The 14,004-nt window shown below is 63.9% G+C and carries 14 protein-coding genes; 8 read left to right on the top strand and 6 right to left on the bottom strand.

Annotation, left to right across the window (positions count from 1 at the left end):
- Positions 1-76 precede the first annotated feature (76 nt).
- From BLP76_RS04190 to BLP76_RS04205, 4 genes are all read left to right on the top strand, one after another.
- Complete coding sequence (locus BLP76_RS04190; protein WP_092809793.1) at positions 77-1,459, top strand: class II 3-deoxy-7-phosphoheptulonate synthase; 1,383 nt, start codon at positions 77-79, stop codon at positions 1,457-1,459.
- Entirely contained in the window at positions 1,460-1,852 is a 393-nt protein-coding gene (locus BLP76_RS04195; RefSeq protein WP_092809795.1) for a GFA family protein, read from the top strand.
- A gap of 34 nt (positions 1,853-1,886) precedes the next feature.
- Positions 1,887-2,324: a diacylglycerol kinase gene (locus BLP76_RS04200; protein WP_170130386.1), complete on the top strand. Its 438-nt coding sequence runs from the start codon at positions 1,887-1,889 to the stop codon at positions 2,322-2,324.
- A gap of 134 nt (positions 2,325-2,458) precedes the next feature.
- A complete protein-coding gene (locus tag BLP76_RS04205) occupies positions 2,459-4,123 on the top strand; it encodes an NAD+ synthase (RefSeq protein ID WP_092809799.1) in 1,665 nt (554 codons plus the stop codon).
- A 14-nt stretch (positions 4,124-4,137) separates the two neighbouring features.
- On the opposite strand, the gene BLP76_RS04210 is transcribed toward BLP76_RS04205, so the two are convergent.
- Positions 4,138-4,587, bottom strand: a complete 450-nt coding sequence (locus BLP76_RS04210; RefSeq protein ID WP_092809801.1) for a hypothetical protein — start codon at positions 4,585-4,587, stop codon at positions 4,138-4,140.
- 272 nt (positions 4,588-4,859) lie between these two features.
- Here BLP76_RS04210 and BLP76_RS04215 point away from each other — a divergent pair, with 272 nt between their 5' ends.
- Complete coding sequence (locus tag BLP76_RS04215) at positions 4,860-5,039, top strand: hypothetical protein (protein ID WP_092809803.1); 180 nt, start codon at positions 4,860-4,862, stop codon at positions 5,037-5,039.
- Between the two features lie 78 nt (positions 5,040-5,117).
- The gene (locus BLP76_RS04220) at positions 5,118-6,509 is read left to right on the top strand and encodes a glutamate--tRNA ligase (protein WP_092809805.1); all 1,392 of its coding nucleotides are present in this window, start codon (positions 5,118-5,120) and stop codon (positions 6,507-6,509) included.
- On the opposite strand, the gene BLP76_RS04225 is transcribed toward BLP76_RS04220, so the two are convergent.
- A complete protein-coding gene (locus tag BLP76_RS04225) occupies positions 6,409-7,656 on the bottom strand; it encodes a DUF2865 domain-containing protein (RefSeq protein WP_139163683.1) in 1,248 nt (415 codons plus the stop codon). The two genes, BLP76_RS04220 and BLP76_RS04225, sit on opposite strands and share 101 nt — an antisense overlap.
- 291 nt (positions 7,657-7,947) lie before the next feature.
- On the opposite strand from BLP76_RS04225, the gene BLP76_RS04230 reads away from it, so the two are divergent.
- Together BLP76_RS04230 and BLP76_RS04235 are read left to right on the top strand one after the other, a co-directional pair.
- Positions 7,948-8,976 carry a fumarylacetoacetate hydrolase family protein gene (locus tag BLP76_RS04230; RefSeq protein WP_092809809.1) on the top strand — a complete coding sequence of 343 codons (1,029 nt, stop codon included), beginning with the start codon at positions 7,948-7,950 and terminating at the stop codon, positions 8,974-8,976.
- Positions 8,973-9,326, top strand: a complete 354-nt coding sequence (locus BLP76_RS04235) for a hypothetical protein (protein ID WP_092809812.1) — start codon at positions 8,973-8,975, stop codon at positions 9,324-9,326. Before BLP76_RS04230 ends, BLP76_RS04235 begins: the two co-directional genes overlap by 4 nt.
- 51 nt (positions 9,327-9,377) lie before the next feature.
- On the opposite strand, the gene cimA is transcribed toward BLP76_RS04235, so the two are convergent.
- From cimA to cysS, 4 genes are read right to left on the bottom strand one after another with little or no spacing between them, the layout of a single operon-like run.
- Positions 9,378-10,988 (bottom strand): citramalate synthase, encoded by a 1,611-nt coding sequence (gene cimA, locus BLP76_RS04240; protein ID WP_092809814.1) that lies wholly within the window; start codon positions 10,986-10,988, stop codon positions 9,378-9,380.
- Positions 10,985-11,473, bottom strand: coding sequence for a GFA family protein (locus BLP76_RS04245; protein WP_092809816.1), 489 nt, complete (start codon positions 11,471-11,473; stop codon positions 10,985-10,987). Before BLP76_RS04245 ends, cimA begins: the two co-directional genes overlap by 4 nt.
- Before the next feature lie 31 nt (positions 11,474-11,504).
- Positions 11,505-12,473: a prolyl aminopeptidase gene (gene pip, locus BLP76_RS04250; RefSeq protein WP_092809818.1), complete on the bottom strand. Its 969-nt coding sequence runs from the start codon at positions 12,471-12,473 to the stop codon at positions 11,505-11,507.
- Entirely contained in the window at positions 12,470-13,951 is a 1,482-nt protein-coding gene (gene cysS, locus BLP76_RS04255) for a cysteine--tRNA ligase (protein WP_244514409.1), read from the bottom strand. Before cysS ends, pip begins: the two co-directional genes overlap by 4 nt.
- Between the last annotated feature and the right edge of the window lie 53 nt (positions 13,952-14,004).

Below are 14,004 nucleotides of genomic sequence, written 5' to 3' on the forward strand. Positions count from 1 at the left end.
GCGTTGCGGCGAACTGCCGCCGGTTACGAGGACCGGGGTTCCGGCCATATGGGCCGTCTTTTTGAAAGTTGGTGCGATGGAAACGAAGTGGACGCCGTCGAGCTGGAGATCCCGGCCGATCGAGCAGGTGCCGGATTATCCGGATCCTGAGCTTCTCGCCAGTGTCGAGGGCCGCCTTGCTGCCTATCCGCCGCTCGTTTTTGCAGGCGAAGCCCGCAAGCTGAAGCGGCATCTCGGCGAAGTGGCCGAGGGACGCGCTTTTCTCTTGCAGGGCGGCGATTGCGCGGAAAGCTTTGCCGAGCACGGCGCCGACAACATTCGCGATTTCTTCCGCGTCTTCCTGCAGATGGCCGTGGTTCTGACCTTCGCCGGCCGCTCGCCGGTGGTGAAGGTCGGCCGCATTGCCGGCCAGTTCGCCAAGCCGCGCTCCGCGCCGACGGAGAAGCAGGGAGATGTGGAGCTGCCGACCTATCGCGGCGACATCATCAACGGCATCGAATTTGAGGATTCCGTGCGCCAGCCGGATCCGATGCGCCTTGAAATGGCGTACCGGCAGTCGGCCGCGACGCTCAATCTTCTGCGCGCCTTCGCCCAGGGCGGCTTCGCCAATCTGGAGCATGTGCATCAGTGGATGCTGGGCTTCATCCAGGACAGCCCGCAGGCGTCCCGCTACCAGGCGCTCGCCGATCAGATCAGCGAGACGCTCGGCTTCATGCACGCGATCGGGCTCGACGCGGAATCGACGCCTTCGCTGCGCCAGACGGATTTCTTCACCAGCCACGAGGCGCTGCTCTTGGGTTACGAGCAGGCGCTGACGCGTGTCGATTCCACCTCCGGCGACTGGTACGCGACATCAGGCCATATGCTGTGGATCGGCGATCGCACGCGCCAGCCGGATCATGCGCATATGGAATTCTGCCGGGGCGTGAAGAACCCGATCGGTTTGAAATGCGGCCCCTCGCTCGATGCCGACGGCCTGTTGCGGCTCATCGATATCCTGAACCCGACGAACGAGGCGGGCCGACTCACCCTCATCACCCGCTTCGGGTCGGAAGAGATCGACAAGTACCTGCCGAAGCTCATCCGCAAGGTGGAGCGCGAGGGCCGCAAAGTCGTGTGGTCGTGCGACCCGATGCACGGCAACACGGTGAAAGCGGCGAACGGCTACAAGACGCGCCCCTTCAGCTCGATCCTGGGCGAGGTGGAGAGCTTCTTTGCCATCCACGCGGCGGAAGGAAGCCATGCCGGCGGCGTGCATATCGAGATGACCGGCAAGAACGTGACGGAATGCCTTGGTGGTGCGCGCCCGGTGGAGGTGGAACATCTCTCCGACCGCTACCACACGCATTGCGATCCGCGTCTCAACGCCGATCAGGCGCTGGAGCTCGCTTTCCTGATTGCCGAATTGCTCCGTAAGGATCGGGTGAGCCGCGAAGCGCGTCAGCGCGCTTCGGCCTGAATGACCGAGCTTTCCGGCAGCTGCCTGTGCGGCGCGGTGCGCTTCTCCGTCTCCGGAGAAGTGCGCCAGGTCGTCTCGTGCCACTGTACTCAGTGCCGCAAGCAATCGGGACATTTCTGGGCGACGAGTGCGGCCAGGAAGGCCGACATGGACATCGTCGGCACGGAATATGTGCGCTGGTATCAGGCGACGGCGGAGGCGCGCCGTGGCTTCTGCGAATTGTGCGGCTCGCTTCTCTTCTTTGAAGGAAAGGGCCGTGAAGACGTGGCTTTTTCTGCCGGAGCGCTCGACGGCAAGACGGGTCTCACCACCGAGGCGCATGTTTTTGTGGCGGAGAAGGGCGACTATTACCAGATAGCTCCCGAGGAACCCCAGTTCGACGGTCGCGATTAACGCGGGTAGTCGACATAGCCGAGATGAGATGCCCGTGAACGAGACGCCGAGACAGGCCCGCGATTCCGTCGCCGGAAACCGAAAACGCCAGGCCGCCCTTCCCGGACAGGGGGGCCTGAAGCGGATCGTGTCGGCATCCTCGAACTCCATGCGCGGCTTGAAGAACGCGATCGGTACCGAGGCGGCCGTGCAGCAGGAGATGGCTGTGCTCGCGATCGGCGTGCCGCTCTCCTTCTTCATCGCCAGCAACCCTTGGATCTGGCTCGCCATGGTCGGCTCGCTGTTCTTCATCCTGACGGTCGAGCTTCTCAACACGGCGATCGAACGCCTGTGCAACCACGTGACGCCGGAGCATCACGAAGCGATCCGCGTGACCAAGGACATCGCGTCCGCTGCCGTGTTTTTCGCACTCTCCCTTGGCGGGCTCATCTGGGTTGTCGCCATCGTCGAGCGCTTCGGCTGGCTGCGCTGATCCTGCCGACCTCCGCCACGCTCCCGGCCGATGCGGGATGCGTCCGCTCGGCTCCTGACCATCCCAACCGTTTCAGCCATTGCTGCTGAAGCTCCGCCGGATTAACTGACACGGGTCAGAAGGAGAGGGGCTTCATGACCACCGACACCCTGCGCATCGCCCTTGCGCAGCTCAACCCGATCGTGGGCGACGTTTCCGGCAACCTGAAGAAGGCGCTGAAGGCGCGCGCCGAAGCTGCGAAAGCGGGCGCCGATCTCATCGTCTACAGCGAGCTCTTCCTCTCCGGCTATCCACCGGAGGACCTGGTGCTTCGCCGTGCCTTCCAGGACGCCTGCCTGGAGGCACTCGACGAACTCGTGGCTGTCACGGCGGACGGCGGTCCCGGACTTCTCATCGGGCTTCCCTACCGCGACAACGGCAAGCTTTATAATTCCGTGGCACTCGCCGATGGCGGCGAATTGATCGGCCTGCGCCATAAGGCAGACCTGCCCAATTACGCTGTCTTCGACGAAAAGCGGGTCTTCGATGCGGGTCCGCTGCCCGGTCCGATCGGTTTTCGCGGTGTGCGCCTCGGCGTGCCGATCTGCGAGGACATCTGGACCGACGAGGTGACGGAATGTCTGGCCGAGACCGGCGCTGAGCTTCTCATCGTGCCGAACGGCTCGCCTTACGAGCGGGTCAAGCCGGATGTGCGCATGCAGGTGGCGCTGGAGCGCGTCGTCGAGACCGGCCTGCCGATGATCTATCTGAACCAGATCGGCGGCCAGGACGAGCTCGTCTTCGATGGCGGTTCGTTCGGCTTCGAGCAAGATCGCCGGCTCGCTTTCCAGATGTCGCAGTTCGAGGAGGCTGTGGCGCTTACCGTCTGGGAGCGCAGCGACGCGGGCTGGACCTGCCGTGAAGGCCCGATGGCGCGGCTGTCGGATCAGATGACGGCCGATTGGCGCGCCTGCGTTCTGGGCCTCAGGGATTACGTCACCAAGAACCGTTTTCCGGGCGTGGTGCTGGGTCTTTCCGGCGGCATCGATTCCGCGATCTGTGCCGCGATTGCCGTCGATGCGCTGGGGCCGGAGCGCGTGCATTGCGTGATGATGCCCTACCGCTACACTTCGTCGGAGAGCCTCAAGGACGCCAAGGAATGCGCCGAGGCGCTTGGCGTTCGCTACGACATCGTGCCGATCGCCGAGGCGGTCGAGGGCTTTGACCGGATGCTGGAGGAATTGTTCGCCGGCCATCCGTCCGACGTGACGGAAGAAAATATCCAGTCGCGCGTGCGCGGCACGCTGTTGATGGCGATCTCCAACAAGTTCGGCTCCATGGTCGTGACGACCGGCAACAAGTCGGAAATGTCCGTCGGCTATGCGACCCTCTATGGCGACATGAACGGCGGCTTCAACCCGATCAAGGATCTCTACAAGACGGAGGTCTATCGCCTGTCGCGCTGGCGCAATGACAACCGCCCCGACGGTCTGCTCGGGCCGGAGGGCGTCGTCATTCCGGAGAACATCATCGACAAGGCCCCGACGGCGGAGTTGCGCGAAGGGCAGAAGGATCAGGATTCGCTTCCCCCTTATGAGATCCTCGACGGCATTCTGCAGGGCCTGGTGGAGCGCGAGGAAAGCGCCGCCGAACTCATCGAAAAGGGCTACGAGGCCGATACGGTGAAGCGTGTGCAGAAGCTTCTCTATGTCGCCGAATACAAAAGGCGGCAGGCGGCTCCGGGCGTCAAAATCTCACCGAAGAATTTCGGCCGGGACCGGCGCTATCCGATCGTCAATGGCTGGCGCGACGCGGTGTGAGGGCTCGCCTCGGGTCAGCCCGGGGGGTTGATGGTCTTGACGAGAATTTTTCCGTCGCTTTTGTCGAACCAGACTTCGCCATTGCCGATCATCGCGCCCTGATCGCGGACGAAGAGCGCGCCGTAGCTGGCATCTTCGATCGCCGAACGCACGCCCGCCGTGAAAATGTCGTCGAAGGCGACGAGAAACGCGTCGCGATCGGCATAGGTCTGGGCACCGTCGGGCCCGTAGACATGAAGCGGGTAGCGCATCATGTCGGCAAGCGCGTCACGATCGTCAGATCGTGTCGCCTCCTGCAAATGGCTCAGGAAGTCGCGCGCCTCGGCGGGATTGTCGATGCCGGTCATGTCGAGGCTCTCGTCGACCGGGCAGGGCGCCTTCGGGTCGGTGCAATCATCGGCGAAAGAGGCCGAGGACGTGGCGGCGAGGATGCCTGCGGCAAGACATAGGCTACGGCTCCACATCGTCTGATCTCCTCTCGCTCTGCAACTTTGTCGAGATAATGCCCGTGCAGCAGTGACAACTCACCCTATCTTGAATTGTTCAAGCTCAAAACGGCTGGTGGATAAAGCAAGGTCGCTGTGGTCCCGCAGCGGTTGCTGCAAGCCTCGCACAAGCTTCCACGATTACGGTGCAACGGCAGGCTCAGATCTATCTTCAGCCTGTATCGTTTGCTTCGTCATCGCCCTTCCGCCCGCAAGCCCGAGGGCCGGGGCGGCGTGACCAGGAGACGAAAATGTCGGGCGACATGAAGGTGACGGGATCGAGGATCGACCGGGTCGAGCGGATCCGCGCGATGCTGGAAATCCGCGAACGCATGAAAGAGGCGCGTCGTCGTTCGAAGCATGACGATGAGACGGATAAAGACCGCCTCGCGATCGAAGGGCCGAAGCGCTCCTACGAGGATGCGGAATAGTCTTCGACGCCCTTTGCAGGTCAGAACAGCTTTCGTCGCGATTGCGCCGTGGCAGACGAAAAGCTAAGTCCCCTCGCCATGGCTTCTCCGATCGTTCGTTTCGCGCCGTCGCCGACGGGCCGCATTCATGCCGGCAATGCCCGCACTGCGCTCTACAATTGGTTCTTCGCCCAGAAACAGGGCGGAAGGTTCATCCTGCGCTTCGATGACACCGACGAGGCGCGCTCGACGCGCGAATTTGCCGATGCGATCGAGGAAGATCTCGCCTGGCTCGGGATTTCGCCGGACCGCATCGAACGCCAGTCGCTGAGGCTGGCATCGTATGAAGAGGCGGCCGCAGCCCTGAAGGCCGCCGGACTGCTTTATCCCTGTTACGAGACGCCGGAAGAGCTGGAGCGGCAAAGAAAACGCCGGCTCGGCCGCGGCCTGCCTCCGGTCTACGACCGCCGAGCCCTGAAGCTGACCGAGGAGGAAAGGGCTGCGCTCGAGGCGGAGGGCAGAGAGCCGCATTGGCGCTTCCTTTTGCCGAATTTCTCCGATGACCCCTTTGCGACGGTGCGGACCGAGCGGAGCTGGGACGACGTCTTCCGTGGCCCGCAATCCGTCGACCTTGCGTCTTTGTCCGATCCCGTGCTCGTGCGCGGTGACGGTTCGTTTCTCTATACGCTGCCTTCCGTGGTCGACGATCGCGACATGGGCGTCACCCATGTCCTGCGCGGCGACGACCATGTGACGAATACCGGCGTGCAGCTTGCGCTCTTCGAGGCGCTTCAGGCGACGCCGCCGGCCTTCGGTCACCACAATCTGTTGCAGACGGAGGCGGGCGAGGGCTTTTCCAAACGCTACGAATCTCTGTCGCTGGCCGCTCTCCGTCGCGATGGCATCGAAGCGGCGGCGCTTGCCGCCTATGCGAGCCTCATCGGCACCGGCCAGTCGGTGCAGCCGGTGAACGGTCTTGCCGAGCTCGTGGAGCTTTTCGATCCGACGAAGGTGAACCGCGCCCCGGCGCGCTTCTCGGTCGGGGAGTTGAAGAACCTCAATTCGCGCATCCTCGCGCATCTGCCGTACGAGGCCGTCGCCGAACGGCTGGAGGAGGCGGGCGTCAGGGGTGGCGAGACCTTCTGGCATGCCGTCCAGGGCAATATCGAAAAGCTCGCCGATGCCGCCTTCTGGTGGCGCGTGGTGCGGGATCCGATCGAGCCGGCGATCGAGCCGGAGGATGCGGACTTCCTGCGGCAAGCGGCCGAACTGCTGCCCGAGGAACCCTTCGACGAGACGACCTGGGGAACCTGGACACAGGCCGTGAAGGAGAAGACCGGCCGCCGCGGCAAAGGTCTCTTCCTGCCGCTCCGCCGCGCCCTGACGGGCGCTACTTCTGGACCGGAGCTACGAGAACTCCTTCCTTTTTTGGGCCGCCCCAATACACTGGCCCGACTATGCGCACCTTGCTCCGGGACTGAGACCCCGTAGCCTCGTCGCTCTTGCCGGTTGCGGCCTTGCCGGAGCCTGAGCTGGAGAGATCTTCGTCCGGTGTGGGAGTGGTCTTTGCGGCCGTCTCATTCGTGTCGCCGTTTCCCGGCTCCGAGGCGGTGCTGCCTGCACTTTCCTCGTTTTCGGATGGCGTCTGCGCCGTCGTGTCCGGTCCTGAGGGCACGGTTTCTTCCGTTGCCGCAGCGGGCGTGTCGTTGCCGTCCTCGGACGGCTCTGCCGCGGTGGGGGCAGACGGGCCGCGCAAGGTTGCGATATCGGGGGCGTCCGGACGTGCCTGCGGCAGGCTCTCGGGCCGCGACATCTGCGGTTGCGCGCCAGGCGCCGCGTCGGGGCGTGGCGTCGCGATGATGGAGAAATTGCTGTCGCCGTTCCGGCACGAACAGGCGGCGCTCACTTCCTTGCGATACTCGAACGCATTGGGCAGGGCCGCGTAAGGCTCGCCCGACAAGGACATCATATTGGCCGGATTGTCGTCGCCGCTTGGCTGATAATAGAGCTCCGCATCGCCACCCGGACACATGGACTGGCAGGCGGCCTCGTCCTGCGCGAAACGCTCGGCCGTCGTGGCGAAGCTGATCGGGAAGTAATAGCCGTCGCAGCGGCGCACACACAATGTGCGGTAGCTGCCTCCGAAAGACGGCGCAAAATTCGGCTCAGGGATGCCGGGCGCGGGCTCGGGATATGCAGGCTCCCGCGCCATGAACGGCTCGATGCCGCAACCACGTCGGACGAGAAGCTCGCGCACGCGGTCGGCCCGGCGCAGATCCTGCGGTCGGTCATAGCGCATGCTGAGAGCCTCGAGCCTGTCGAGATTGGCACGCATCCGCTGCATCTGGCCGATCATATCGGCGCATTGGCGTGATGCCGGGCCCGGCGCGAAGGGAAAGCCGCCACCGAGGCAGCCGGCCGCCGCCGCCCGGTCTTCTGCCCGTTGCAGAACGGCCGCCTGCTCCTGCCAGGCCTCACGATATTCCTGCGCGCGCGGATCGGGTGTGGCCGCCTGGCTTTCCAGCCGCGCAAGCTCAGCTTCGAGGCCCTCGCAGGTGAGCGCGGCGGCAGGTTCCGCCGCTGCGACAAGAACCACGGCGGCAAAAGACGCCGCGATCAAACGGGTTGCTTTTCGCAATGCCTGTCTCCGACCTACTTGAGCGTTTTATAATTCTCAAAGATTGGCCAAACTTAGAAGAAGTCACCTGAACTGCGCGTGAATGGCTTAGATGAGGTGCGGGACGTGCGGGGTCGCGCCGTCTCGCGAGGGACATGACGGAGAGACGGATAGGCCGCGTGGCTGCAGCACCGAGCGAGAGTGCGGGATGAGGAATGTGAGAGGGCCGAAACGGTTGCGTTGCGAGCATTGACCTCGCACCGTGATGGCCTCGGTATCGGACTTGGCGCAGAGACAAGGGGATAGCGCACGATGAGGCTCGCCACGCTCAATGACGGCAGCCGTGATGGTAGCCTTGTCGTGGTCTCCGCCGACAACCGTCGCTACACGCCTGCAGGCGGAATCGCCGGGACGCTGCAAGAGGCCTTCGATCGCTGGCAGGAGGTGGAGCCGCAATTGCGGGCGCTCGCCGTCAGGCTCGATATCGGCCAGATCGAGGGGCGGCCCTTCGTTGAAGCGAACTGCCTTGCACCTCTGCCGCGCGCCTATCAATGGGCGGAAGCCTCCGTCTATACGCGCCATCTTGAGCTCATGCATGGCGGTCGCGGGCAGGAGATGCCCGCAAGCTTCTGGGTCGATCCCTTGATCTCGCAGGGCTCGTCCAGCCACTTTCTGGCGCCGCGCGAACCGATTGTGCTTCCGGAAAAGGCGCTGGAACTCGACGGCGGCTTCGGCCTCGATTTCGAGGCGAGCCTCGCCGTCATCACCGACGATGTGCCGATGGGGGTGAGCGCCTCGGACGCTCTCCGCCACATCAAGCTGGTCGTCCTTGTCAATGGCATCACCCTACGCCATCTCGTGCCCAGCGAGATCGCCAAGGGCTTTGGCTTCTTCAAATCGAAGCCGGCGGCAAGCTTTGCGCCGATCGCCGTCACGCCCGATGAATTCGGCCGCCAATGGCAGGGGGGCAAGCTCGCCGGCAGGCTTCTCGTCACCATCAACACGCGCCGTTTCGGCGATCTGAACCCCGCGCTCGATATGGCCTTCGATTACGGACAGATCATCGCCCATGCCGCCTGCACACGGCGCCTTCCGGCCGGCTCGTTGATCAGCGCAGGGGCGGTTTCGAACGGCGATCGGGCGCGCGGCGCGGGCAGACCTATCTCCTGGGGTGGCAACGGCTATGCCTGTATCGCCGAGATGCGCATGATGGAAACCGTCGATTACGGCCATCCCGATACGCGTTTTTTGACGGACGGGGATGTGCTGCGTATCGAGATGGTGGATCCGCGCGGCCAATCCGCTTTCGGGGCAATCGAACAGGAGGTGAAGCGGATATGAACGAAACGGGCGAGCGACCGCCGTTGTTTGCGAATGCCGCCCAGTTGTGGCGCGGCTTTCTGATCCTCAATCTTTTGATCGTACCGGCGCTTGCGATGCTCGCGACCCTTTACGGCGATTTCGCCGGGCCGGGGCTGCAGCTCTTCTTCGCCTATCTTGTCACGCTCGTCGGCGTGATCGGCAATTTCACCATCTGGCTGTCGGCGCGCCGTATGAAGCTCACGCAGCACTGGCTGATCCTGGTCTGGATCCTGTTGTGCCTTGCGACGGCGATCGTCATGGGAGCGGCCTCGCCCATCACCATGATGCTGCATCTGGTGCTGCCGGGTCCGGCTCCTGCAACGCCCTGATCGCAGGCGAGAGGACGCGGCGCGGCGACATGGCCGCCGCGCCGGCGCTTGTTATTCCGCTGCTGCCTGCATTTCCGGCATTGTCTTCACGAGCTTGAAGACCACGGCGTCGAGAAGCGCTTCGAAAGAGGCGTCGATGATGTTGGGCGAGACGCCGACGGTGAACCAGCGATTGCCTTCCCCGTCGCGGCTTTCGATGAGAACGCGGGTCACGGCCTCCGTGCCGCCGTTGAGGATACGCACCTTGAAGTCGACGAGTTCGAGATCCTCGATCGCCGAGGAAAGGTCGCCGAGATCCTTTCGTAGCGCCCGGTCGAGCGCGTTCACGGGACCGTTGCCTTCCTCCACCGACATGCGTCGCTCGCCGTTGACCTTCACCTTGACGACGGCTTCCGACACGGTGACGAGGTCGCCGACGGCGTTGTAGCGGCGCTCCACATCGACGCGAAAACCTTCCACTTCGAAGAAGGCCGGCACGTGCCCAAGACGCCGGCGAGCGAGAAGCTCCAGGGAGGCATCGGCCGCCTCATAGGCGTAGCCCGCAGCCTCGCGCGCCTTGATGTCGGCGAGGAGGCCGTCGAGGCGCGGATCTTTGCGATCGACCTCGAGGCCGAACCGGGCGAGTTCGGCAAGAAGATTCGAGCGACCGGCCTGATCGGAGACCAGCATGCGGCGGCGATTGCCGATCTCCTCGGGCTTCACATGCTCGTAGGTTTCCGGCTCCTTGACGATCGCCGAGGCATGGATGCCCGCCTTGGTGGCGAAGGCCGACGCGCCGACATAAGGCGCCTGCCGGTCGGGCGTGCGGTTCAGGATTTCATCGAAGGCGTGCGATACGTCGGTCAGCGTGGCGAGCGCTTCGCGTGTCACCCCGATCTCGAAGCGCTCGTGATAGGCGGGCTTCAGCATCAAGGTCGGGATCAAGGTGGTGAGGCTCGCATTGCCGCAGCGCTCGCCGACACCGTTCAGCGTGCCCTGGATCTGGCGAACGCCGGCATCGACGGCCGCAAGCGAATTCGCCACCGCATTGCCGGTGTCGTTGTGGGCATGGATGCCGAGCTTCTCGCCCGGCACCACCGAGGTCACCTCCTTGACGATCTCCGAGATTTCGTCAGGCAGGGTGCCGCCATTGGTGTCGCACAGGACGATCCAGCGCGCCCCGGCCTCGAGCGCCGTCTTGGCGCAGGCGAGCGCGTAGTCGCGGTTCGCCTTAAAGCCGTCGAAGAAATGCTCGCAATCGAGCATCGCCTCGCGTCCGGCGGCTTTCGCCGCAGCGATGCTCTCGCGGATGCCTTGCAGGTTTTCCTCGTTGGTCGCGCCGAGCGCGACACGCACGTGATAGTCCCAGCTCTTGGCGACGAAGCAGATCGCCGCCGAATCCGCCTGCAGGAGAGCCTGTATGCCGGGATCGTTGTCGACCGAACGGCCGGCGCGCTTGGTCATGCCGAAGGCTGTGAAGACTGCACGATGTGTGCGTCGGCGCTGGAAGAACTCCGTATCGGCCGGATTGGCGCCCGGATAGCCGCCCTCGACATAGTCGATGCCGAGCCGGTCAAGCATGGCCGCGACGGCTGCCTTTTCCTCAAGCGAAAAATCGATGCCCGGCGTCTGCTGGCCGTCCCGGAGTGTCGTGTCGAAGAGGTAGAGCCGTTCTTTGGTCATTGTTGCGCGCCTCCTTCCGGGGGCCAGCTGGTCGTGTCGTGATCAGGGTGTTGATAGGAAACGATGTCGGCGAGAAAGACCGGAGCTTCGGGATCGTTTTCGGTGCGATGGCCCGGAAGGCCGGCAAGGTGATCGACGAAAGGAAGCTTCGCCTCGACACCGAACTGCACCTTGGGCGGAATCTTTGCAGGCTCGTCAAAAGCGCCGATGGCGAGCGCGATGCCGTCCGGCGCCTCGTAGGTGAGGGGCGTCCCGCAATCCTTGCAGAACCCGCGCCGCACATGGTTGGAGCTCTGGAAATAGGCCGGCATGCCGCGCGTCCATTCAAGCGTGTCGGGCTTTACCGCCACGAGCGGCGCATAAAAGGCGCCAAAAGCCTTCTGGCACATGCGGCAATGGCAGATGGAGCCGGCCCCGAGCGGTCCCGTCACGCGAAAACGCACCCTGCCGCATTGGCAACCGCCGCTCATCGTGTCTTCGGGCATTCGACTGCCTCCCTTATGGCGAGGTCGCTCATCATCTGAGCTTTTCTGCAAAGCGATCGTTCGCTTCGACGAGGTGGTGAAGGATGCCAGGCTCGGAAAAAGCGTGGCCGGCTCCTTCGACGATCTTCAAATCCGCTTCCGGCCAGGCGCGATGCAGCTCCCAGGCGGTCTGCACGGGGCAGGCCATGTCGTAGCGGCCCTGCACGATGACGCCCGGAATATTCTTCAGCTTGTGTGCGTCCCGGATCAGCTGGCCTTCCTCGAACCAGCCGAGATGGCTGAAATAATGGTTCTCGATGCGCGAAAAGGCGAGGGCGTAATCGGCCTGGTCGTGGCGCGAAATGCCAGCCTCGTCCGGCAGGAGCGTGATCGTGGAGCCTTCCCATACGCTCCAGGCGCGCGCTGCTTCGACCCGTACGGCACGGTCTTCATGCGTCAGCCGGCGGCGATAGGCGGCAACGAAGTCGTCGCGCTCGTCTTCGGCAATGGGCGCGACGAATTTCTCCCAGCGATCGGGAAAGATCATCGAGGCGCCCTTCTGGTAGTACCAGTCGATCTCGCTCTTGCGCATGGTGAAGATGCCGCGCAGCACGAGTTCGGTAACGCGTTCGGGATGCGTCTCCGCGTAGGCGAGCGCAAGCGTCGAGCCCCAGGAGCCGCCGAAGACAAGCCACTCCTCCACGCCCATCACGGCGCGCAACCGCTCGATATCCTCCACGAGATGCCAGGTGGTGTTGGCTTCAAGCTCGGCATGGGGGCGCGAGCGCCCACAGCCGCGCTGGTCAAAGAGGAGAACGCGGTAGCGCTCCGGATCGAAGAGGCGCCGATGTGCGGGCGAGCAGCCACCGCCCGGCCCGCCATGCAGAAACACGGCCGGTTTGCCTTCGGGATTGCCGGAGATCTCCCAATAGACGGAATGCCCATCGCCGACGTCGAGCGTGCCCGACGCGTAAGGCGAGATCGGCGGATAGAGTGTTCTGAGCCCGCGCGGATCGTTCATCGCTTGATCTCCCAACTGGTCACGAGCTCGCCGCTTGCCGGATCGCGCTGATCCTTGAGCTGAATGCCCTTGGCTGCGAGGTCGTCACGGATTTCGTCGGCTTTCGCCCAGTTTTTGGCAGCTCTCGCAGCCGCCCGTGCGGCGATCCGCTCTGCGATTTCGTCTTCGCCGAGCGCCATCGTCTTCGGGCGCCAGCTCTTCCATTCGGTTTCGCTGAGCCGGCCGAGACCGAGGAGATTGAGGGCCGCCTTGAAACGCGCCTTCTCCTCGCCCTCGTGATCGTCGGCGACGCCCTCGCCGATGCGGTGGAGGAGGGCGATCGCCTCGGGCGTGTTGAGATCGTCCTTGAGGGCGGCGCCGACGGAGCCCTCGCCGTCGAGAAGCGCGTTCGGGCCGCCGGAATAGGCCTCGATGTCGCCCAGATACCCGTACCAGCGGTCGAGCGTGCGCTTGGCCGCCGAGAGCTTGTCGTGGGTGAAATCGAGCGGCGCGCGGTAATGCGTGGTCAGCATGGCCAGGCGGATCGCCTCGCCCGGCCATTCGCTGACGGCATCGCGGATGGTGATGAAATTGCCGAGAGATTTCGACATCTTCTCGCCTTCCACCTGCAGATAGCCGTTGTGCATCCAGAAGCGCGCCATCGCCGCGCTGCCATGGGCGCAGCGCGATTGCGCGATCTCGTTCTCATGATGCGGGAAGATGAGGTCGAGCCCGCCGCCATGGATGTCGAAGGTCGTGCCGAGATAGCGCGCCGACATGGCCGAGCACTCGATGTGCCAGCCGGGACGTCCGGGCCTCGCAACGCCGCCCGGGGAGGGCCAGGCGGGTTCCCCGTCGTCCGACGGCTTCCAGAGTACGAAGTCCATCGGGTCGCGCTTATAGGCTTCCACCTCGACGCGGGCGCCGGCCCGCATCTCGTCGAGGCGCCTGTTGGACAAGGCGCCGTAATCGGGCATCGATGACACGTCGAAGAGCACATGATCCTCGGCCACATAAGCGTGGCCTTTGGCGATGAGCTCGTCGATCATCGTCTTCATTTCTTCGATGTTTTCCGTCGCCCGCGGCTCGTGCGTCGGCGGCAGGGCGCCAAGGGCGGCCGCATCTTCGTGATACTGGCGCTCGGTGACTTCCGTCACCTTGCGGATCGCTTCGTTCAAGGGAAGCTCGCCATATTCGGCCGCAGCGCGCGCGATGATTTTGTCGTCGACATCGGTGATGTTGCGCACATAGGTGACGTGCTCGTCGCCATAGAGATGGCGCAGGAGCCGGAACAAGACGTCGAAGACGAGGAGGGGGCGCGCATTGCCGATATGGGCAAAGTCGTAGACCGTCGGCCCGCAGACATAGAGGCGTACATTGTCGGGATCGAGAGGATAGAAATCCTCTTTCCTGCGCGTCAGCGTGTTGTGCAGCTTGAGCCCGCGGAAGGCTTTGTCCTGTTCAGACTTGTCGCCGTCAGCCATGTCGTGTTCAGCCATGAGTATCCCGTCCGGCTGGCCGGGCGTTGCTCGTGGCGGAATTTTTTAGACGA

Source organism: Afifella marina DSM 2698 (genome assembly GCF_900102695.1).
Classification (GTDB): domain Bacteria; phylum Pseudomonadota; class Alphaproteobacteria; order Rhizobiales; family Afifellaceae; genus Afifella; species Afifella marina.